This window comes from Kitasatospora sp. NPDC001159, assembly GCF_053598235.1.
Genome location: NZ_JBSFJV010000026.1, coordinates 1 through 19,007 on the forward strand (window position 1 = coordinate 1; position 19,007 = coordinate 19,007).

General features: G+C 71.0%; 17 protein-coding genes and 1 pseudogene. 10 read left to right on the forward strand and 8 right to left on the reverse strand.

Going from position 1 to position 19,007, the window contains the following annotated elements; all coding sequences use genetic code 11:
- Positions 1–48: 48 nt before the first annotated feature.
- From ACWC9T_RS15880 to ACWC9T_RS15895, 4 genes are all read right to left on the reverse strand, one after another.
- Positions 49–1,143, reverse strand: a complete 1,095-nt coding sequence (locus tag ACWC9T_RS15880; RefSeq protein WP_449821640.1) for a DUF2510 domain-containing protein — start codon at positions 1,141–1,143, stop codon at positions 49–51.
- 130 nt (positions 1,144–1,273) lie between these two features.
- The gene (locus tag ACWC9T_RS15885; protein WP_449821641.1) at positions 1,274–2,071 is read right to left on the reverse strand and encodes a 3-oxoacyl-ACP reductase; all 798 of its coding nucleotides are present in this window, start codon (positions 2,069–2,071) and stop codon (positions 1,274–1,276) included.
- Between the two features lie 7 nt (positions 2,072–2,078).
- Positions 2,079–3,446 carry an aldehyde dehydrogenase family protein gene (locus tag ACWC9T_RS15890; RefSeq protein ID WP_449821642.1) on the reverse strand — a complete coding sequence of 456 codons (1,368 nt, stop codon included), beginning with the start codon at positions 3,444–3,446 and terminating at the stop codon, positions 2,079–2,081.
- A 3-nt stretch (positions 3,447–3,449) separates the two neighbouring features.
- Positions 3,450–4,835, reverse strand: coding sequence for a glutamine synthetase family protein (locus tag ACWC9T_RS15895; protein ID WP_449821643.1), 1,386 nt, complete (start codon positions 4,833–4,835; stop codon positions 3,450–3,452).
- Positions 4,836–4,990: 155 nt separating this feature from the next.
- On the opposite strand from ACWC9T_RS15895, the gene ACWC9T_RS15900 reads away from it, so the two are divergent.
- Complete coding sequence (locus tag ACWC9T_RS15900) at positions 4,991–5,734, forward strand: gamma-glutamyl-gamma-aminobutyrate hydrolase family protein (RefSeq protein ID WP_449821644.1); 744 nt, start codon at positions 4,991–4,993, stop codon at positions 5,732–5,734.
- Positions 5,735–6,382: 648 nt separating this feature from the next.
- Here ACWC9T_RS15900 and ACWC9T_RS15905 read toward each other — a convergent pair.
- Complete coding sequence (locus tag ACWC9T_RS15905) at positions 6,383–6,931, reverse strand: hypothetical protein (RefSeq protein WP_449821645.1); 549 nt, start codon at positions 6,929–6,931, stop codon at positions 6,383–6,385.
- Between the two features lie 257 nt (positions 6,932–7,188).
- On the opposite strand from ACWC9T_RS15905, the gene ACWC9T_RS15910 reads away from it, so the two are divergent.
- Together ACWC9T_RS15910 and ACWC9T_RS15915 are read left to right on the forward strand one after the other, a co-directional pair.
- Positions 7,189–8,238 carry a cation diffusion facilitator family transporter gene (locus tag ACWC9T_RS15910; protein WP_449821646.1) on the forward strand — a complete coding sequence of 350 codons (1,050 nt, stop codon included), beginning with the start codon at positions 7,189–7,191 and terminating at the stop codon, positions 8,236–8,238.
- Between the two features lie 59 nt (positions 8,239–8,297).
- On the forward strand, positions 8,298–9,200 hold the full coding sequence (locus tag ACWC9T_RS15915) for a 5'-3' exonuclease (protein ID WP_449821705.1): 903 nt from the start codon (positions 8,298–8,300) through the stop codon (positions 9,198–9,200).
- A gap of 51 nt (positions 9,201–9,251) precedes the next feature.
- Here the strand turns inward: ACWC9T_RS15915 and ACWC9T_RS15920 are convergent, their stop codons facing one another.
- Positions 9,252–12,107, reverse strand: a complete 2,856-nt coding sequence (locus ACWC9T_RS15920) for a DEAD/DEAH box helicase (RefSeq protein WP_449821706.1) — start codon at positions 12,105–12,107, stop codon at positions 9,252–9,254.
- Between the two features lie 255 nt (positions 12,108–12,362).
- On the opposite strand from ACWC9T_RS15920, the gene ACWC9T_RS15925 reads away from it, so the two are divergent.
- Both ACWC9T_RS15925 and ACWC9T_RS15930 read left to right on the forward strand, forming a co-directional pair.
- Positions 12,363–12,737, forward strand: a complete 375-nt coding sequence (locus ACWC9T_RS15925; RefSeq protein ID WP_396249443.1) for a hypothetical protein — start codon at positions 12,363–12,365, stop codon at positions 12,735–12,737.
- Between the two features lie 29 nt (positions 12,738–12,766).
- Entirely contained in the window at positions 12,767–13,150 is a 384-nt protein-coding gene (locus ACWC9T_RS15930) for an ArsR/SmtB family transcription factor (RefSeq protein WP_449821647.1), read from the forward strand.
- Here the strand turns inward: ACWC9T_RS15930 and ACWC9T_RS15935 are convergent.
- Positions 13,140–14,312 carry an aminotransferase class V-fold PLP-dependent enzyme gene (locus ACWC9T_RS15935; protein ID WP_449821648.1) on the reverse strand — a complete coding sequence of 391 codons (1,173 nt, stop codon included), beginning with the start codon at positions 14,310–14,312 and terminating at the stop codon, positions 13,140–13,142. The two genes, ACWC9T_RS15930 and ACWC9T_RS15935, sit on opposite strands and share 11 nt — an antisense overlap.
- 22 nt (positions 14,313–14,334) lie before the next feature.
- On the opposite strand from ACWC9T_RS15935, the gene ACWC9T_RS15940 reads away from it, so the two are divergent.
- The 3 genes from ACWC9T_RS15940 to soxR all read left to right on the forward strand — a co-directional run bounded on the left by ACWC9T_RS15940 (position 14,335) and on the right by soxR (position 16,157).
- Entirely contained in the window at positions 14,335–14,832 is a 498-nt protein-coding gene (locus tag ACWC9T_RS15940) for an alpha/beta hydrolase family protein (RefSeq protein ID WP_449821649.1), read from the forward strand.
- Between the two features lie 86 nt (positions 14,833–14,918).
- Positions 14,919–15,296: a YrdB family protein gene (locus ACWC9T_RS15945; RefSeq protein WP_449821650.1), complete on the forward strand. Its 378-nt coding sequence runs from the start codon at positions 14,919–14,921 to the stop codon at positions 15,294–15,296.
- A gap of 402 nt (positions 15,297–15,698) precedes the next feature.
- On the forward strand, positions 15,699–16,157 hold the full coding sequence (gene soxR / locus ACWC9T_RS15950) for a redox-sensitive transcriptional activator SoxR (protein ID WP_449821651.1): 459 nt from the start codon (positions 15,699–15,701) through the stop codon (positions 16,155–16,157).
- 59 nt (positions 16,158–16,216) lie between these two features.
- On the opposite strand, the gene ACWC9T_RS15955 is transcribed toward soxR, so the two are convergent.
- Positions 16,217–16,744, reverse strand: a complete 528-nt coding sequence (locus tag ACWC9T_RS15955) for a M15 family metallopeptidase (RefSeq protein WP_449821652.1) — start codon at positions 16,742–16,744, stop codon at positions 16,217–16,219.
- A 236-nt stretch (positions 16,745–16,980) separates the two neighbouring features.
- Here ACWC9T_RS15955 and ACWC9T_RS15960 point away from each other — a divergent pair.
- Both ACWC9T_RS15960 and ACWC9T_RS15965 read left to right on the forward strand, forming a co-directional pair.
- Positions 16,981–17,812: pseudogene (locus ACWC9T_RS15960) on the forward strand (transposase).
- Positions 17,813–17,943: 131 nt separating this feature from the next.
- A complete protein-coding gene (locus ACWC9T_RS15965) occupies positions 17,944–18,528 on the forward strand; it encodes a DinB family protein (protein ID WP_449821653.1) in 585 nt (194 codons plus the stop codon).
- The last annotated feature ends 479 nt before the right edge of the window (positions 18,529–19,007 follow it).

The window sequence follows — 19,007 nt, forward strand, 5'->3', positions numbered from 1 at the left end:
CGGAGGGATTCCTCCCGGGTGGGCCGCCGCGGTGTGAGGAGCGGGGGCTCAGGTGGTCGAGGTCCCTGAGCCGTCGGGGGAACCCGAACCGTCTGGGCCGCTGCCGCCGCCCGGCATCCCCGGGAGGCCGGGGATGCTCGGGATCTTGCCCTTGTAGTCGGCGATGCCCTTGACGATGGTGTCCATCACCGCGACGTCCGGCGCCTTGTCCGCGATGTCGAAGCCGAAGTGCACCGAGACCAGCGCCTTGCCGTCGGTGGACGGGAAGACCACCGTCTCCACGTAGCCGTTGTTGCCCTTGGTCGCGTCCACCTTCCAGCGGACCAGGTAGCCGTCCTGCCCGTTGACCTTCACGGCCTCGGACTTGAGCTCCTGGTGACCGGTGATGTCGCCGTAGGACTCCTTGGCGGCCTTCTCGATGTCCGCCTTGGCCGCCGCCTGGGCGTCGGTGCCGCCGCCGTCGATCCGACCGGTGGTCACCCCGCCGAGGCTGCACTCGCCGGTGCCGCAGGTGTACGAGCCGACGGTGATCTCGGCGAAGCCGCCCTTGGTGTGGCCGGCCTGCCAACCGGAGGGCACCGGCATGGTGAGCTTGTTCACCAGGTCGATCGCCTTCCCGGCGCCGGGCCTGGACTTCCCGCCGCTGCCCTTGCCGCCGCCGAGGCCCGGGAGGCCGCCGAGCGGCCCGCCGTCGTCGTTGGGCACCGGCAGCTGACGGGCGCTGGGCTGGGTGCGGTCCTTGTCGTGGCCGTCCATCGCGAGGTAGGTGATCCCCGAGCCGGCGCCCAGGCCGAGCAGGGCGGCGACGGCGGTCGCCACCACGAGCCTGGAGGGCTTGCGCCAGGCCTTGCGCGGCGGCTTGGCGGGCTCGCCGAAGGAGCCGTAGGCCGCGCCGAAGGGCGGCGGCTCCGGGTAGCGGACCGTCGGGCCGCTCTCCAGGACCTCGCCCTCCAGCACCGTGGGCTGCTCCGCCGTTCCCGGCCCCGGAGCCGCTGCGGCCGGGGCCTCCGGCTGCGGGGCGTTCGAGGGCGCGGGGCGGGTGTCTGCCGTCCAGCCCCTGCCGTCCCACCAGCGCTGCGGCCTCGGGTCGCTGGTGGTGTCCTTCGGGTCCGGGTACCACCCGGCGGGAATCTGCTCACTCACAACAGAGAATCTAAAGGGAGCCGGATAAACGCGAAATCAGCGCAGCCGCGAATTCCCGCGGTTTTCGATGAGATTACGGTGAGAAGCCCACAACGCGGCCGCGGCCCGGCGCACCGAGGGTCCCACGGGCCTACAGCGGGGTGACGTACGCCCCGGCGATGCCGCCGTCCACCAGGAACTCGCTCGCGGTGATGAACGAGGAGTCGTCGCTGGCCAGGAAGGCCACCGCGGCGGCGATCTCCTCGGCACGGGCGAAGCGGCCGAGCGGGATGTGCACCAGCCGGCGGGCCGCCCGCTCCGGGTCCTCGGCGAACAGCTCGCGCAGCAGCGGGGTGTCCACCGGCCCGGGCGAGAGCGCGTTCACCCGGATCCCCTCCCGGGCGAACTGCACGCCCAACTCTCGGGACATCGCCAGTACCCCGCCCTTGGAGGCGGTGTAGGAGATCTGCGAGGTGGCCGCGCCCATCCGGGCCACGAAGCTGGCGGTGTTGATGATCGAGCCCCGCCCGTGCCGGCGCATGTACGGCAGCGCTGCCTTGCAGCACAGGTAGACCGAGGTCAGGTTGACCTCCTGGACCCTGCGCCAGGCGTCCAGGCCGGTGGTCAGGATGGAGTCGTCCTCCGGCGGCGAGATACCAGCGTTGTTGAACGCGACGTCCACGCTGCCGTAGGTCTCGTACGCCTCGTCGAACAGCGCCTCGACCATGTACGGGTCGGTGACGTCGGTGTGCACGAACAGCCCGCCGACCTCCTTGGCGGCCGCCCGCCCGGTCTCCTCGTCCAGGTCCGCGCAGACCACCTTGGCGCCCTCGGAGGCGAGCCGGCGGGCGGCTGCCAGGCCGATCCCGCTGCCCGCGCCGGTGACCACGGCGGTACGGCCGACCAGACGGCGGCAGACCATCTCGTCCTTCCCGTGCTTCTCGGTCATCGGGCTCCTACTCCTCGCTGTGGATGAAGACGTTCTTGGTCTCGGTGAAGTGGCGCAGCGCGTCCGGTCCCAGCTCGCGGCCCACCCCGGACTCGCCGAATCCCCCGAAGGGCGTCCAATAGCGCACCGAAGAGTGCGAGTTGACCGACAGGTTGCCCGCCTGCACGCCCCGGGCCAGGCGCAGCGCCCGGCCGATGTCCCTGGTCCAGATCGAGCCGGACAGGCCGTAGCGGGTGGCGTTGGCCAGGCGCAGCGCGTCGGCCTCGTCGGTGAACGGCAGCACGGCGGCGACCGGGCCGAAGATCTCCTCGGTGACCGCCGGGACCTCGGGGCCGGCGGGGGCGAGCACGGTCGGCGGGTACCAGTAGCCGGGGCCGTCCGGCACGGATCCGCGGGCCAGGACCGGCAGTTCGGGGGTGACGTAGGAGGCGACCCGGCGGACCTGCGCGGCCGAGATCAGCGGGCCGAGCCGGGTCTCCGGGTCGTTCGGGTCGCCGGTGCGCAGCGCCTCGACGGCGGGCAGCAGCAGGGCGAGGAAGTCCTCGTACACCTCGCGCTGGACCAGGATGCGGCTGCGGGCGCAGCAGTCCTGGCCGCTGTTGTCGGCGAAGGACATCGGGTCGGCGGCGCGGGCCAGGTCGGCGTCGGCGAAGACGATGTTGGGGCTCTTGCCGCCGAGTTCCAGGGTGACCCTCTTGGCGCGGGCTGCGCAGCGGGCGGCGACCTCCTTGCCGACCACGGTGGAGCCGGTGAAGACGATCTTGCGGACGGCCGGATGGTCGACCAGGGCCCGCCCGGTGGTGCCGCCGGCGCCCGGGACGATCTGGAACAGGCCCTCGGGCAGGCCCGCCGCCAGGGCGAGTTCGGCCAGGCGCAGCGCCGTCAGCGGGGTCGCCTCGGCGGGCTTGAGCAGCACGGCGTTGCCGGCCGCGAGGGCGGGGGCGAAGCCCCAGGCGGCGATCGGCATCGGGAAGTTCCAGGGGGCGATCACCCCGACCACGCCGACCGGTTCGTGGAAGGTGACGTCCAGGCCGCCGGGAACGGGGATCTGATGCCCGGTCAGGCGCTCCACTCCCCCGGCGGCGTACTCCAGCAGATCGCGGACGTTGCCGGCCTCCCAGCGGGCGTTGCCCACGGTGTGCCCGGCCTCACCGACCTCCAGGGCGGCCAGTTCCGGGATGTGCACCTCGACCTGGTCGGCGAACCGGCGCAGCAGCCGGGCACGTTCACCGGGTGCCAGCGCCACCCAGCCCGCCTGGGCCTTCACCGCCCGTTGGACTGCCGTGTCCAGCTGCTCGGCGGTGGTGTCCGGGACGGTGGCGAGCACCTCGCCGGTGGCGGGGTTGCGGACGGTGCTGCTGGTCGGATCGGTCACGGCTCACATCCGTTCGAAGGATCGGTAGCGTTCCCAGTCGGTGACGGCCCCGTCGTAGGCGGCCTGCTCGACCCGGGCCATGTTCAGGTAGTGCTCGACCACGTCGTCGCCGAAGGCCGTCCGGGCCAGTTCGCTCTCCGCCCACAACCCGGCGGCCTCGCGCAGCGATCCGGGCACCCGGGCGTACTCCTCCACCGCGTAGGCGTTGCCCAGGCAGGGCGCGGGCAGGTCGAGCTTGCGCTGCAGGCCGTGCAGGCCGGCCGCGATCATGCCGGACACCGCGAGGTACGGGTTCACGTCACCGCCGGGCACCCGGTTCTCCATCCGCAGCCCCGGGCCGTGACCGACCACCCGGTAGGCGCAGGTGCGGTTGTCCCGGCCCCAGGCGACGGCGGTCGGGGCGAAGGAGCCGGGGCGGTAGCGCTTGTAGGAGTTGATGTTCGGCGCGTACAGCAGGCTGAACTCGCGCAGGGCGAGCAGCTGTCCGGCCAGGAAGTGCCGCATGGTGTCGGTCATCCGGCCGTCCCGGTCGGCGAAGGCGGGGGCGCCCACCGCGTCGCGCAGGGACAGGTGGATGTGGCAGCTGTTGCCCTCGCGCTCGTCGTACTTGGCCATGAAGGTGAGCGCGCAGCCCTGTTGGGCGGCGATCTCCTTGGCTCCGGTCTTGTAGACGCTGTGCTGGTCGCAGGTGGTGAGGGCGTCGGCGTAGCGGAAGGCGATCTCGTGCTGGCCGAGGTTGCACTCGCCCTTGGCGGACTCGACGGTCAGCCCGGCGCCGGCCATCTCGTTGCGGATCCGGGACAGCAGCGGCTCGACCCGGGCGGTGCCCAGCATCGAGTAGTCCACGTTGTAGAGGTTCGCCGGGGTCAGGCCGCGGTAGCCGCCGAGCCAGGCCTGTTCGTAGGTGTCGCGGAACACCAGGAACTCCAGTTCGGTGCCGATGTCGGCGGCCAGGCCGTACTCGGCGAGCCGGGCGATCTGGCGGCGCAGCAGCTGGCGCGGGGCGGCGTCCACCGGGTGGCCGCCGTGCCGGGCCAGGTCGGCGGTGACCTGGGCGGTGCCGGGCTGCCACGGGGTCAGCCGCAGGGTGCCGAGGTCGGGGCGCATCGCGAAGTCGCCGTAGCCGGTGGCCCAGGAGGAGAAGGCGTACCCGGCCACGGTGTTCAGGTCCACGTCCACGGCCAGCAGGTAGTCGCAGGCCTCGGCGCCCTTCTCGGCGACCTCGTCGAGGAAGAACCGGGCGGCGAAGCGCTTGCCCTGCAGCCGGCCCTGCATGTCGGTGAACGACAGCGCGACGGTGTGCACCTCGCCGGCGTCCACCAGGGCGCGCAGCTCGTCCAGGGTCAGCGGCGGCCGGGGCGGTGAGCCCGCGGCGGCGTTCTCGGGCATGGCGGAACCCTCCCCATCGATCACTCTTCGAGTTCAGGCAGTCACAGCGAACCGTACGGCCTGCGGCTCGCGGGGCGGAAGAGGGCGGGCGGGTGTGGCGCGCCGATGTGCGTGATTGACGAGGGATCAGGCGCTACGGGAGGAGAATGCGCGCCATGGATCGCAGGCCTTTGATCGGTGTCAGCACCTACCTGGTGGACGCTAGTTGGAGCGACTGGCGGGGCCGCCGGGTCGCCCTGGTACCCGAGCGGTACACCGCGTACGTCCAGAACTCCGGCGGGATCGCCGTCCTGCTGCCGCCCGACGCCCCCGAACGCGGCCCCGAGGTGCTCGCCCGGCTGGACGCCCTGGTGATCGCCGGCGGGCCGGACATCGACCCGGCGTACTACGGCGAGCCGGCGCACCCGTTGACGGAGGTGGACTCGCCGGAGCGGGACGCCTGGGAGGTCGCACTGCTGCGGGGCGCGCTGGCGGCGGGGATGCCGGTGCTGGGAATCTGCCGGGGCATGCAGGTGCTGAACGTCGTCTGCGGCGGGACGCTGGTGCAGCACCTGCCGGACGTGGTCGCGGTGGACGTGCACGGCGGGTCGCCGGGGGTCTACAGCTCGCACCTGGTGCGGCCGGTGCCGGGGACGCTGCTGGGCGGGCTGCTGCCGGAGAGCGAGTTGGAGGTGCCGACCTTCCACCACCAGGCGGTGGACCGGCTGGGCGCGGGCCTGCGGGTGAGCGCGCTCGCGCCGGACGGGACGGTGGAGGCGGTGGAGGGGCCGGGGTTCACGGTGGGGGTGCAGTGGCATCCGGAGCAGGGGGACGATCTGCGGGTGATGCGGGGCCTGGTGCGGGCCGCCACCGCGGCTTCGTTGGATGCGGTGGCGCTGGACGCGGTGGCGCTGGGGTGAACGCAGCCGGCGCGAGTCCTCGATGGACACCTGAAGGGAGCGAAGGACATTTGGCCTGACCCTGGATCCGGCCGCGATCGCCGGACGTCATCCAAGTCGCCCCCTGTTGGCGCATCCCTGACCGACCGCGAAGTACGCACAGGGTCAACCGCCACGGGTGCCCCTTCGTAAGAGCCGGGTGGCCGTTCCCAGCTACGGTCTGCCAGACCGAGCATGTGGCCGGGGATCCGTAAGCCATCCGCGATGCGCTCGATGACGGCCATGTTGGTGATCTTCGGCCGTCCCTTCATCACCTCTCCCACCCTGCTGGGCGTCAGCTCACACGCTCGGGCGATGCGTGAAGGGTGGAACCCCCCTCTGCGCTTGGCAAGTTGGAGATCCGCGCGAAGTCACGATCCGCGCAGGCAGCCCTCATCTCGGGGTCCGCGAACAGTCGACGCGGAAGCCCGGGTGACGCCATTGACTCACTCACGACCGGCCCCCCAGCAGCAGAAGGATCATCGCTCAGTGTCACTTGAGATAACTGACCGCAAGTTTACCCACCGTGGGTACACGCGCTGGCCTTATCTCAAAGCAGCGGCCTCGGGATTCTGGTGGTTCTCCGGAGAGGTGCCCGGAGAACCCGACTGAGACGGTCCCACCAATGAACTACACCGACACCGCCACGATCCCGGCGCCACGACGGAGGGAGGTTTCCTGGTCCGGTTTCTTTACTACAGGGAGGTCTGCGCGTCCGGCGGCCGGTTCACCGGACGCCGGACGGGTGGCAACCGGTGCTCTCAGCCACGGGGTGTCGTAGACGTCGTTCTCAGTGCGAACGGTGCCGTCGGACATGCGGATCGTCTCGACGCGGTAGAAGCCGGCGTCGGTGAGTTCCTTGAGGGCCTTGCGAATTGCTCCCCCACGAATAGACCGAATCAGGGCCGGGCCTGCGCGGGGAGCGCGGGCCCGGCCTTCTCGATCAGCGACGTCGCCGCTTCGACGGCACCGAAGCGACAGCCAGGAGACAGCGGCAGGGGGTGGGGGCCAGGGCGGGCGGGCGGCGCGGCCGAGCGGGCCGTCGAAGTCCCGGCCGAGGGTCCAGGGGACGCACTGGTGCGGGAACCACTCGCGGGATGGATGGCGATTCATCAGTTCTCCGGCGGTCGCTTCGAGTTCGGAGAGCCAGCGGAGCGATTCCGCGGTAGCGATCTTCACCGGCCGTGGTCGTCGCGGACCGGCGCGTGGCCGCGCAAGCGCGCCTCACCCGTTCAGGTGACCCCCGGACCGCGGCCCCGACCTGGGCCTATGTCGCCGGCAATCCGGTCGCCGAGGGTGCCGATGCGGAACATCCGACCGGCAACGACAACGGTCACCAGTACAGCCTTTGGATCTTTGTCGATTCTGCGGTTCACTTCGAGTGCGGGGCGATCGCACCCCGTCACCGACCACGCGTGCGCCCGGAGAGGACTTCGATGGCCCGGCACGAGCATTCCCACGATGATCATGTGCATGACCACCAGCACTCGCACGGCCACGGACACGGGGGCCACGGCGGCCACTCGCACGGTGTCGCCGCCGACGCCGACCACCGCTGGCTGGTCAGCGCCCTCGCTCTGATCGTCGTCTTCATGGTCGGCGAGGTCGCGGTCGGCTTCGCCGCCCAGTCGCTGGCCCTGATCTCCGACGCGGCGCACATGCTCACCGACGCCGCCTCGATCGTGCTGGCCCTGGTCGCGATGCGGCTCGCCGCCCGCCCGGCCCGCGGCGGCTACACCTACGGGCTCAAGCGCGCCGAGATCCTCTCCGCACAGGCCAACGGCGTGACCCTGCTGGTGCTCTCGGCCTGGCTGTCCTACGAGGCGATCACCCGGCTGATCGAACCGCCCGAAGTCACCGGCTCGCTGGTGCTGGTCACCGCGCTGATCGGGATCGTGGTCAACCTGGCCGCCGCCTGGTGCATGTCGAAGGCCAACCGCAGCTCGCTGAACGTCGAGGGCGCCTTCCAGCACGTGCTGACCGACCTCTACGCCTTCATCGCCACCGCCGTCGCCGGCGCGGTCATGCTGACCACCGGCTTCGCCCGGGCCGACGCGATCGCCTCGCTGATCGTGGTCGCGCTGATGCTCAAGGCGGGCACCGGGCTGGTCCGCGACTCCGGGCGGATCTTCCTGGAGGCCGCCCCGGCCGGGATCGACCCGGACACGGTGGCCGACCGGCTGGTCACCGAGCCGCTGGTCGAGGAGATCCACGACCTGCACATCTGGGAGATCACCTCCAACCAGCCGGCCCTGTCCGCCCACATCCTGGTCACCCCCGGCGGCGACTGCCACGCCGTCCGGCGCTCACTGCAGCGCCGGCTGGCCGAGGAGTACGGCATCACCCACAGCACGCTCCAGGTCGACCACGTCGGCGAGGACGAGGCGGGCGCGCTGCTGCAGATCACCGCCCCGGGCGATTCGGCCGCCGAACACTGCGCCGACGCCCACGGCCCGGTGCACCGCGCCGGCCCCCACGAGCACTGAGAACCAGCTGTCCGCCACCCCGTACGGCATGATTCTGAGGCGTGACCGCACCGCGACTGATGCTGCTCGATTCCGCCAGCCTGTACTTCCGGGCCTACTTCGGCGTACCGGACACCCTGCGCTCGCCGCAGGGTGAGCCGGTCAACGCCGTCCGCGGCCTGCTGGACTTCATCGCCCGGCTGGTCCAGGACCACCGCCCCGACGAACTCGTCGCCTGCATGGACGCCGACTGGCGCCCCCAGTGGCGGGTGGACCTCGTCCCCTCGTACAAGACCCACCGGGTCGCCGAGGCCGCCGAGGACGGCGAGGAGGACGTGCCGGACACGCTGGCCCCGCAGGTCCCGGTGATCGAGCAGGTGCTCGACGCGCTGGGCATCGCCCGGGTCGGCTCGCCCGGCTACGAGGCGGACGACGTGATCGGCACCCTCACCGCCCGCGCCAAGGGCCCGGTGCAGATCGTCACCGGCGACCGCGACCTGTTCCAACTCGTGGACGACGCCCGGCAGATCACCGTGCTCTACCCCGTCAAGGGCATGGGCAACCTGCAGGTCACCGACGACGCCCTGCTGCTGGAGAAGTACGGCGTCCGCGGCGCACAGTACGCCGACATGGCGGCGCTGCGCGGCGACCCGTCCGACGGCCTGCCCGGGGTCAAAGGCATCGGCGAGAAGACCGCCGCCCAGCTGGTCAACGAGTACGGCGACCTCGCGGCCATCCGCGCCGCCGCCCTCGACATGGGATCCAGGCTCACCCCCGCCCGCCGCCGCAACATCGTCGAGGGCGCCGCCTACCTGGACGTCGCCCCCACCGTCGTCCGGGTAGCTCAGGACGCCCCGCTGCCCGACTTCGACCCGGCCCTCCCCCGCGAGCCGCTGGACCCGATGACCCTCGAACACCTCTCCGCCCGCTGGGGCCTCGGCACCTCCCTGGACCGCATCCTGGAGGCCCTGGCCACCCGCTGAGCGGACAAGGGGCCCGCACGAGCGATCTCGTGCGGGCCCCTCCTGCTCGTGCTAACCCACGGACGAGTAGGCGATGATGCCGCGCCGCAGGCCGTCGACGGCCTTGCGGGCGGCCTTGCGCAGCTCGGCGTCCTCGCCGGCCGCGTCCTGGATCTGGCCGAGGACGTCGATCAGTTGCTTGGTCCAGCGGACGAAGTCGCCGGCCGGCATGTCGGCGTCGCGCAGCACCTGGTCCAGACTGTGGCCGAGCGCCCAGCGGTAGGCGGCCCAGGCGAAGCCGAGGTCGGGCTCGCGCTGGCCGACGCCCTCGGCGGTGTTGATCCGGTGCTGCTCCTCCAGGGCGTCCAGGTGACCCCAGATCCGGACCATCTTGCCGAGCGCGTCCTTGGCGGCGCCCTCCGGCACCCGGGGGGCGCCGGCGTCGTCGGCCTGGCGCGACTCGTACACCAACGCCGAGGCGCAGGCTGCGAGCTCGGCGGCGGCCAGGCCGCTCCAGACGCCCTCGCGGATGCACTCGGAGGCGAGCAGGTCGAGTTCGCCGTAGAGCCGGCCGAGCCGCTTGCCGTCGTCGGTGACGGTGTCGCCGCTCAGGTAGCCGAGGTCGGTGAGCAGCCCGCAGACCCGGTCGAAGGTGCGGGCGATGGTGTGGGTGCGCGAGCGCATCCGGCGTTCCAGCAGCTCGGTGTCACGGTGCAGCCGGTGGTAGCGCTCGGCCCAGCGGGCGTGGTCCTCGCGGTCGGAGCAGCCGTGGCAGGGGTGCTGGCGCAGTTCGGCGCGCAGCCGGGTGATCTCCGGGTCGTCGGCGGCGGCCGCACGGCCGCGCCGGAACCGCTCGGGCTCCAGGTGGCCGGCCTTGGTGCGCAGCGCCGAGGCGAGGTCGCGCCGGGACTGCGGGCTGCGCGGGTTGAAGGACTTGGGGATCCGGAGGCGCTCGATCGCGACGACCGGGTGCGGGAAGTCGATCATCGCGAGCCGCTTGACCTGCCGCTCGGCGGTGAGCACCACCGGGCGTGGGCCGTCCTGGAAGTCGGGGTGGCGCGGGCCGCCCCGGCCGGAGCGGTTGACCGGCGGCAGGCCCGGGTCGAGGACCAGGGCGAGGCCTGCGAACTTGCCGGTGGGGACGTGGATGACGTCGCCGGGCTTGAGCTGCTCGATGGACTCGACGGCGGCCGCGCGGCGCTGGCTGCTGCCCTCGCGGGCGAGCTCGTTCTCGCGGTCCTTGAGCCGGCGGCGCAGCTCCATGTACTCGTCGAAGTCGCCGAGGTGGCAGGTCATCGACTCGCGGTAGCCCTCCAGGCCCTCCTCGTTGCGCTGCACCTGGCGGGCGATGCCGACCACCGAGCGGTCGGCCTGGAACTGGGCGAAGGAGGTCTCCAGCAGTTCGCGCGAGCGGTGCCGACCGAACTGGGAGACCAGGTTGACGGCCATGTTGTACGACGGCCGGAACGAGGACTTGAGCGGGTAGGTACGGGTGCCGGCCAGGCCGGCCAGCGCCTCCGGGTCGAGGCCGCGCTGCCAGAGCACCACGGCATGGCCCTCGATGTCGATGCCGCGCCGCCCGGCCCGGCCGGTGAGCTGGGTGTACTCGCCGGGGGTGATGTCGGCGTGGGTCTCGCCGTTCCACTTGACCAGCTTCTCCATGACCACCGAGCGGGCGGGCATGTTGATGCCGAGCGCCAGGGTCTCGGTCGCGAAGACGGCCTTGACCAGGCCCATCACGAAAAGCTCCTCGACGACCTCCTTGAACCGGGGCAGCATCCCGGCGTGGTGGGCGGCTATGCCGCGCTCCAGCCCGTCCAGCCACTCGAAGTAGCCGAGGACGTGCAGGTCCTCGTCGGGGATGTCGGCGCAGCGCTCCTCGACGACGGCCCGGACCTGGGCGCGCTCGGAGTCCTTGTTGAGCCGCAGGCCGGAGCTGAGGCACTGCTGGACGGCGGCCTCGCAGCCGGCCCGGCTGAAGATGAAGGTGATCGCGGGCAGCAGGCCCTCGGCGTCGAGCCGGTCGATGACGTCGACCCGGCCCGGGGTCCAGACCCGGCCGGGGCGGCCGTTGGGCATGGAGCGGCCCCGGCCGCGGCCGAAGCGGTCGCGCGGGTTGCGGTCCAACTCGGAGCGGGCGAGTCGGACCAGCTCGGGGTTGACGGCCTTGCCGGGGTTCTTCAGGTTGTTCTTGGGGCGGCCGTCCCGGTCGGGGTCGGCGAACAGGTCGTACATCCGGTTGCCGGCCATTACGTGCTGCCACAGTGGCACCGGGCGGGTCTCGGAGACGATCACCTTGGTGCCGCCGCGGACGGTGTCCAGCCAGTCGCCGAACTCCTCGGCGTTGGAGACGGTCGCGGAGAGCGAGACGAGGGTGACCGACTCGGGGAGGTGGATGATGACCTCCTCCCAGACGGCGCCGCGGAAGCGGTCGGCGAGGTAGTGCACCTCGTCCATCACGACGTAGCCGAGGCCGTCGAGGGTGCTGGAGCCCGCGTAGAGCATGTTGCGCAGCACCTCGGTGGTCATGACCACCACGGGGGCGTCGCCGTTGACGGTGTTGTCGCCGGTGAGCAGGCCGACCTTGGCGGCGCCGTAGCGCTTGACCAGGTCGCCGTACTTCTGGTTGGAGAGCGCCTTGATCGGCGTGGTGTAGAAGCACTTGCGGCCCGCCTGGAGGGCCAGGTGCACGGCGAACTCGCCGACGATGGTCTTCCCGGAGCCGGTGGGGGCGGCGACCAGGACGCCCGATCCGGCCTCCAGCGTCTCGCAGGCCTCCAGCTGGAAGTCGTCCAGCGGGAAGTCGTACAGGCGCTGGAAGCCGTACAGGGCGGTGGCCTGCTCCTTGGCCCGGCGACGGCTGGCCGCGTACGCCTCGGCGGGGCTGAGCTCCTGGTCGTCCTGGGGCTCTGGATCGGGGGTGTTCATCGCCGTCCGGGTGTGGTTGGTGTGATCTCGCATCTCAGCGAGAGGTTACCCGGGAGGACTGACATCGATAGCACCGTTTTTCGTGCGACGAGATCACCCCGGGGGTCACTTCTCTCTCAGATCCATAGTTGCAAATGTCTTCAAGTGATCGAAGTGCGGCTAGATTCGAACGTCTCCGGTCATTCCCGGTGGAGTACGGCCGTTGCTCCCTACCTTCGTGTGCCACAGCCACCAACTCACCGGAGGACAGCGAAGATGGCGAACCTGGAGACGTCCCTCAAGGAGGCCATGGGCATCGACGGCGCGATCGGCGTCGCCCTGGTCGACTACGGCAGCGGCATGGCCCTCGGCAGCCTCGGCGACGGCGGGGAGCTGGACCTCAACGTCGCCGCCGCCGGGAACACCGACGTGGTCCGCGCCAAGATGCGGGCGATGGAGATGCTCAACCTGCACGACAACGAGATCGAGGACATCCTGATCACGCTGACCCACCAGTACCACATGGTCCGGCCGATCACGACGCCCAGCGGCCGGGGCCTGTTCCTCTTCCTCGCGCTCAACCGCAACCGCGGCAACCTGGCGATGGCCCGCCACCAGCTCAAGCGGATCGAACTCGCGCTGGAGATCTGAGCCCACCGACACCAGGGAAGGGGGGCCTAATGACGGTGGCGCTCTACCAGGCCAAGGCCGAGTTCTTCCGGATGCTCGGCCATCCCGTCCGGATTCGGGTGCTGGAGTTGCTCCAGGACGGACCGACGCCCGTCCGCGGCCTGCTCGCCGAGCTGGAGGTCGAACCCTCCAGCCTGTCGCAGCAGCTCGCGGTGCTGCGCCGGTCGGGCATCGTCACCGCCACCCGCGAAGGCAGCACGGTGGTCTACGCGTTGGCCGGCGGCGACGTCGCCGACCTGCTGCGGGCAGCCCGGCGGATCCTCACCGGGCTGCTCGCCGACCGGAGCATGCTGCTGGCCGAGCTGCGGGCGGCCGGCGACCAGCCGTTCCCCGAGGCGGGCGGCCACGCCGCGGCGCGACCGGCTACTCCTTGAACAGCTCCACCAGGGCGTCCGCGAGCCGCTCGTACTCCGCCGCGCGGTTGTACAGCTGGGCACTGACCCGCAGCACTCCGCCGTCGGGCCCCGGCCGGACGGCGACCCGGATGCCGTGCCGGCGCCACAGCTCGGCCAGCAGCGCCCGGGCCTCCGCCTCGGTGTCGAACCGGCCCTCCGGCAGTCGTACGGTGCGCATCCACACCCCGGGCGTCGCGGGCAGCGGCCGCAGGCCCGCCCGTTCGACCAGCACCCGCTGGCCGTACGCGGCGAGGGCGGTGTTGTGCGCGGCCACCGCCCGGCGGCCGAGTTCGCCCAACAGCACGAAGCCGGTCGGGGCGGCCAGCCAGGGCGTGTAGTCGCAGGTGCCGCGCCACTCGACGTTGGCCGGGAAGCCCCGGTGGTGCTCCCAGGACAGTGCGAGCGGGCGCACCCGGGCGGTCCACTCGGGGCGGACGGCCAGCACGCCGGTGGCGCGCGGGGCGAAGGCCCACTTGTGCAGGTTGCCGAACCAGAAGTCGGCGTTCGGGTCGACCGGGGCGGGCAGCATGCCGGGCGCGTGGGCACCGTCCACCACGGTGGTCACCCCGCGCCCGCGCAGCTCGGCGACGAGCTCCGGGGAGGCCACCGCACGGGCGGTGAGCGAGGTGATCCGGTCCAGGACCGCCACGGTGGTGCGGTCGTCCACGGCGGCGAGCACCGCCTCCCGGACGGCCTCCTCGTCCGGGGTGTCCAGCGGGACTTCGGCCACCACCAGCTCGGCTCCGGACTCGGCGGCCTTGCGGGCCGCGGCCTGGTTGACCGCGCCGTAGCCGTGGTCGGTGACCAGGATCCGGTCGCCGGGGGCGAGGGGGGTGCTGTCCAGGGCGATCGCGACCGCCTCGGTGACGTTGGCGACCAGCGCCAGCCGCTCCGGGTCGGTGGTCAGCTCGGCGGCGATCCGCACCCGGGCCCCGGCGATCCGGTCCGGCAGGTCGGCGAAGAAGCCGTCCGGGTCCAACTCGTGCTCGGCACGCAGCCGTTCCTGCACCCGCTGCACCGGGACGGGCACGGCGCCGTACGAGCCGTGGTTCAGGTGCGCGGCGCCCGGCGACACGCTGAACAGGCCCTCGGCGGCGGGCAGCGGGGCCGGGGGATCGACGGTGCTCAGGTCGTCAATCATTCGGTGGTCCTCCCCAGTCGTGATGTGTGACATTTCACATGACAGGCTACTGGTCGGGGCAAGCATCGCACGACCACCATCCGGCCGTGACCATCACCGACGCCTTCCTCTCCCTCAGCGCCCGTACCGGTCCGTTCACCACCGGGCCCGCGTTCGACCCCCGCCCGGACGCCGACGGCCGGCGGGTCGCCTACGTCGCCCGCCCACCGACTTCCGGCTGTACGACACCGCGTACACCGAGCGCTACCTCGGTCTGCCGCAGGACAACCCCGAGGGCTACGCCGACGACTGCCCGCTCACCGACACCCCCGGGCTGACCGGGCCGCTCCCGCTGATCCACGGGCTGGCCGACGACAACGCCCACTCCGTGCACACCCTGCCGCTCTCCCAGGCGCTCACCCGCGCCGGACGCCCGCACAGCGTGCTGCCGCTGCCGGGCGTCACCCACATGACGCCGGGCGGGACGAACGAGCAGCTCGCCATGGCCGAACTCGCCTTCCTGCGTAGGTTTTTGGGATGATCCATTGAGTCCGGACCGGTCCGACTGGGACACTCCGCACGACCGCCGCCCGGCCCGGGCGGCTCAGCGAGACGGGGAGAGCGCGGATGAGATTCGAGAGACCGGGCCCGGTCGGCCGGCGGCAGTGGACCCCGCTGGCGGCCACCAACGCAGGACTCGCCTTCGGGCTGGAGCTCGCCATGCTGGCGGCGCTCTGCTACTGGGGGTTCAAGACCGGCTCCAACCTGGCCACCCGGCTGCTGCTGGGGCTCGGCGCCCCGGCGCTGGCGGGCATCGTCTGGGGCCTGTTCCTGGCCGCGGGCGGGCCGAAGTTCCGCCAGCCGCTCGGCGTGGAGATCGTGCTCAAGCTGCTGGTCCTGCTCACCGCCGCGCTCGCCCTGCACGCGACCGGGCGGACGACCCTCGCAGTGGTGTACGCCGTGCTCGTGGTGATCAGCGTCGCCGTGGAGTACACCACCCGCTGACGGCATGAGACATGGAGAAGGCCCCGGATCCCCCCGACGAAAGGGATCCGGGGCCGCGCGCACCCACCTCGCCACGCTCGGCGGAGGCATGCGCCTGTGCCCCCATCTCCCCCGGCCAGGATCGACGCGGCGGCGGCGAACCGACGGGCGAACAGTTCGCGCCACCCTACGGAGACACCTTCGGACGGTGACTCCGTAGCGTAACTGACCTGGCCAGCAAGGGATGTGGCGCTCTATACGGCGGAAATCCCGGTCACGTCAGGTAGGCTAGGACTTCAACAGAACTTGAAGTCAAGGCCGCGAGAGAGAACTGCGAGGTGGGCGCATGAGTGAGCGAAGCGAACGAATCACCAGAAGGCGCGTATGGGCGAACGCCCCTGCCGAGCGCAGCGAGGTGGGCGCATGAGTACCGCTCCCGTGGACCTGCTGAGCGTGGGCGAGGTGGCCCGGCGGGCCGGTATCGCCACCTCGGCGGTGCGCTTCTACGAGGACCAGGGGCTGATCTCCTCCGAGCGCTCGGCCGGTAACCAGCGCCGCTACCGGCGGCACGTGCTGCGCCGGATCTCGCTCATCCTGGTCGCCAAGCGGCTCGGCATCCCGCTCGCCGAGGTCGCCGAGGTCTTCACCGGCCTGCCCGAGGACCGGATGCCCGGCAAGCACGACTGGGAGCGGATCTCCCGGCGCTGGGCCGAGCAGCTGCGCGCCCGCCGGACCGAGCTGGAGCGGCTGGAGGACGAGCTGACCGGCTGCATCGGCTGCGGCTGCGTGTCGCTGCGCCGCTGCCGGGTCCTCAACCCGGGCGACGAACTCGCCACCGAGGGCCCCGGCCCCCGCCTGCTCCTGCCGGGCGACGAGCACTAGATGCTCGATTCCAAGGGATATCGGTGACTGTGTACTGAGATCCCGCTGGTTCGAGGTGGTCAGGCTGGTCCGTAGATGGCGCTGTCGGCCTTGGTGATCAGTGCCCAGTACCGGTCGCCGTAGGACCAGTGCCACCACTCGGTGGGGTAGTTGATGAAGCCGGCGCCGCCCATGGCTCGGGCCAGGAGGTCGCGGTTGCGGCGTGCTCGGTCTGATAGTCCTGAGGCGTCCAGCGGACAGTACTTCTCGTCTCCGGTGCGGTGGCCGTTCACGGCACCGTCCATGTCCAGCTCGACGCCATCGGCATCAATGAGCGTCAGGTCGAGGGCCGCGCCGGCACAGTGTGGCGCCACCTCGACCGGGGAGACGAAGGCGCTGGCCTGGCGCCGCAGGTCGGCAGGGTCGGTGATGCCGGAGCGGCGCAGGCGGTCCTCGTAGAGGGCAAACCGCCGCGCCTGCTCGGTGATGCTGCGATGCCCTTCTATGACGAGGAACCTGACGCCATCGGGAAGCCTCTCGGATGCTGAGCGCTCGCCGCAGTCGTGCACCGGGATACTGATCACCTGGGGATCGCTCAGCAAGATCATGAATCCTGAGCCTAACCGTCGGGGGCCTACGGCGAAATCCGGCCCCCGCGTGCTGTCGGCACGGCTAGCCCGCAACGCCGGGCCTGCCCCGCGCCCCTAACGGTGCGCCTTGCGCCAGCGGTGGTGTTGGGGGCACTTGCAGGCCAGGACCTACCGTCGATCGCGGAAGCGGCCGTGAACGGGCAATTGCCCGCAGGTCCCTGCGCGGAGGCGGCGAGGGAGTCCAGCATCGGTGTGTGAAAACAGAGTTGGACTCCCTCGCGACCGCACTCTATGTGAAGACCGACGACCTACTGAAGGATTCGCCGCAACTCGCTCCGCGGCGGCCGGTCGTGGGCATCGCGCCGCAGCTCAGCGACGCGGAGCTGGTCACCTTGGCGATGATGCAGGCAATACTCGGCTTCACCTCCGAGGCCCGCTGGCTGCGGCACGCACGCGCCCACCTCCGGCACCTGTTCCCCTACCTGCCCAAGCAGCCCGGCTACAACAGGCGGCTGCGCAAGGCCGCCGACCTCATCCGCCGCGTCACCCGCATGCTCGCCCGCGTGCTCGCCCGCGACAGCACGCTGTGGACCGACGACGTGTGGGTGGTGGACTCCACTCCGGTCGAATGCGGACGCTCCCGCGAGACCGTCAAACGCTCCGAGCTGGCCGGATGGGCCCAGTACGGCTACTGCGCCAGCCACGCACGGTACTTCTGGGGCCTGCGGCTGCACCTGGTCTGCACCCTGGGTGGCCTGCCCGTGGCGTTCGCGCTGACCGGGGCCAAGGCCGACGAGCGCGAGACCCTGCTTGACCTGCTCGCGGTTGAGCCGCAGCTCACCGCCGAACGCCCGGGGCAGACGCTGATCGGCGACAAGAACTCTGTTCAAGCCGCTGCGGCAGGTCATCGAATCGATCAACGAGACCTTCAAGGGCCAACTCGACCTCGAACGACACCGCGGCCGCACCCCCGGCGGAGTGGCCGTCCGGGTCCTGCAACGCGTCCTCGCGCTCACCGCCGCGATCTGGCACAACGACCGCACCGGCCAGCACGTCATGCGCGCCCTGACCGCCTACGACCACTAAGAGGTTGTCTCACGTGGCAAGTTTCGCAAGCTTCTTGTAGCAGGTCAGGGCGGCGGCCAGGGCCAGGCCTCGGCTCTGCCAGTCGTACGGGATCTTGAGACCACGAGCAGTCCATGGCAGCCTCATGTCGCATGATCGATGAATTCGCGAAAGACAACCTGCACGGGAGACTGCGGCGGGACCGCAAGGCGCTGCTCTGGAAACTCGACGGCTTGTCCGAATACGACGCCCGTCGACCTTTGACAGCGACCGGGACCAACCTCCTCGGCCTGGTCAAACACGTGGCCACCGTCGAGGCCAGGTACTTCGGCGAGGTCTTCGACCGCCCTTCCCCGGAACCGCTGCCCCGGTGGCAGGACTCCAACGGCAGCGATCTGTGGGCGGCCGAGGACGAGACCCGCGATCAGATCATCGGGTTCTACCAGCGCACGTGGGAACACTCGGACGCGACGATCAACGAGCTCCCCCTCGACGCCCCCGGCCACGTGCCGTGGTGGCCGGAGCCTTATCCCGACACGAACCTGTTCGCCATCATGGTCCATGTCCTCGGCGAGTCCAACCGCCACGCCGGGCACGCCGACATCCTCCGCGAGAGCCTCGACGGCCGGACCGGCATGCGCCCCGAACACGAGAAGCAGATCGACGAGCAAGCCCGTGCAGCCTACTTCGCGAAGATCGAGCAGGCCGCCAGGTCGGCCGCACCAATCAAGGCTTAGAGGCCTCTAAACCCCTTGGAATCGATCATCTAGACGAGTAAGTCCCAAGTTCGACGAGGGATACGCGCATGCGAGTCGGAATCATCGGTAACGAATGACTCTCGGACCTCACCGAGATGCTGGTCCGTGGCGAACTGTGGCCGCTGGTCACCGAGGTCGGCAGTTACGACCTGGTCGGGGTGAGTTGCCTGCGCGAGGGCCCCGAGGGCCGAACCCACCGGGCCGACGCACCGAGGGCCCGCCGGCAAGAGGCCGGCCTACCGAGACTCCGAAGCGGCATCGGAGGGCTGGCCTGTCGACGGCCAACTGGAGCGGGGAAACCGGCTCGCGGCCGACGCATCGATCGCCAACCGGGACCGGAAAAATGCCAAGCGGGCATTTGCGGCAGGCGTCCACGAGAAGGCGGGTCAGCTTGCAGTGGCTTCGTCCGGCCCAGGTATCACCGATGTCTGTCACAGTTTCTGCGCGGAAGGAAATGT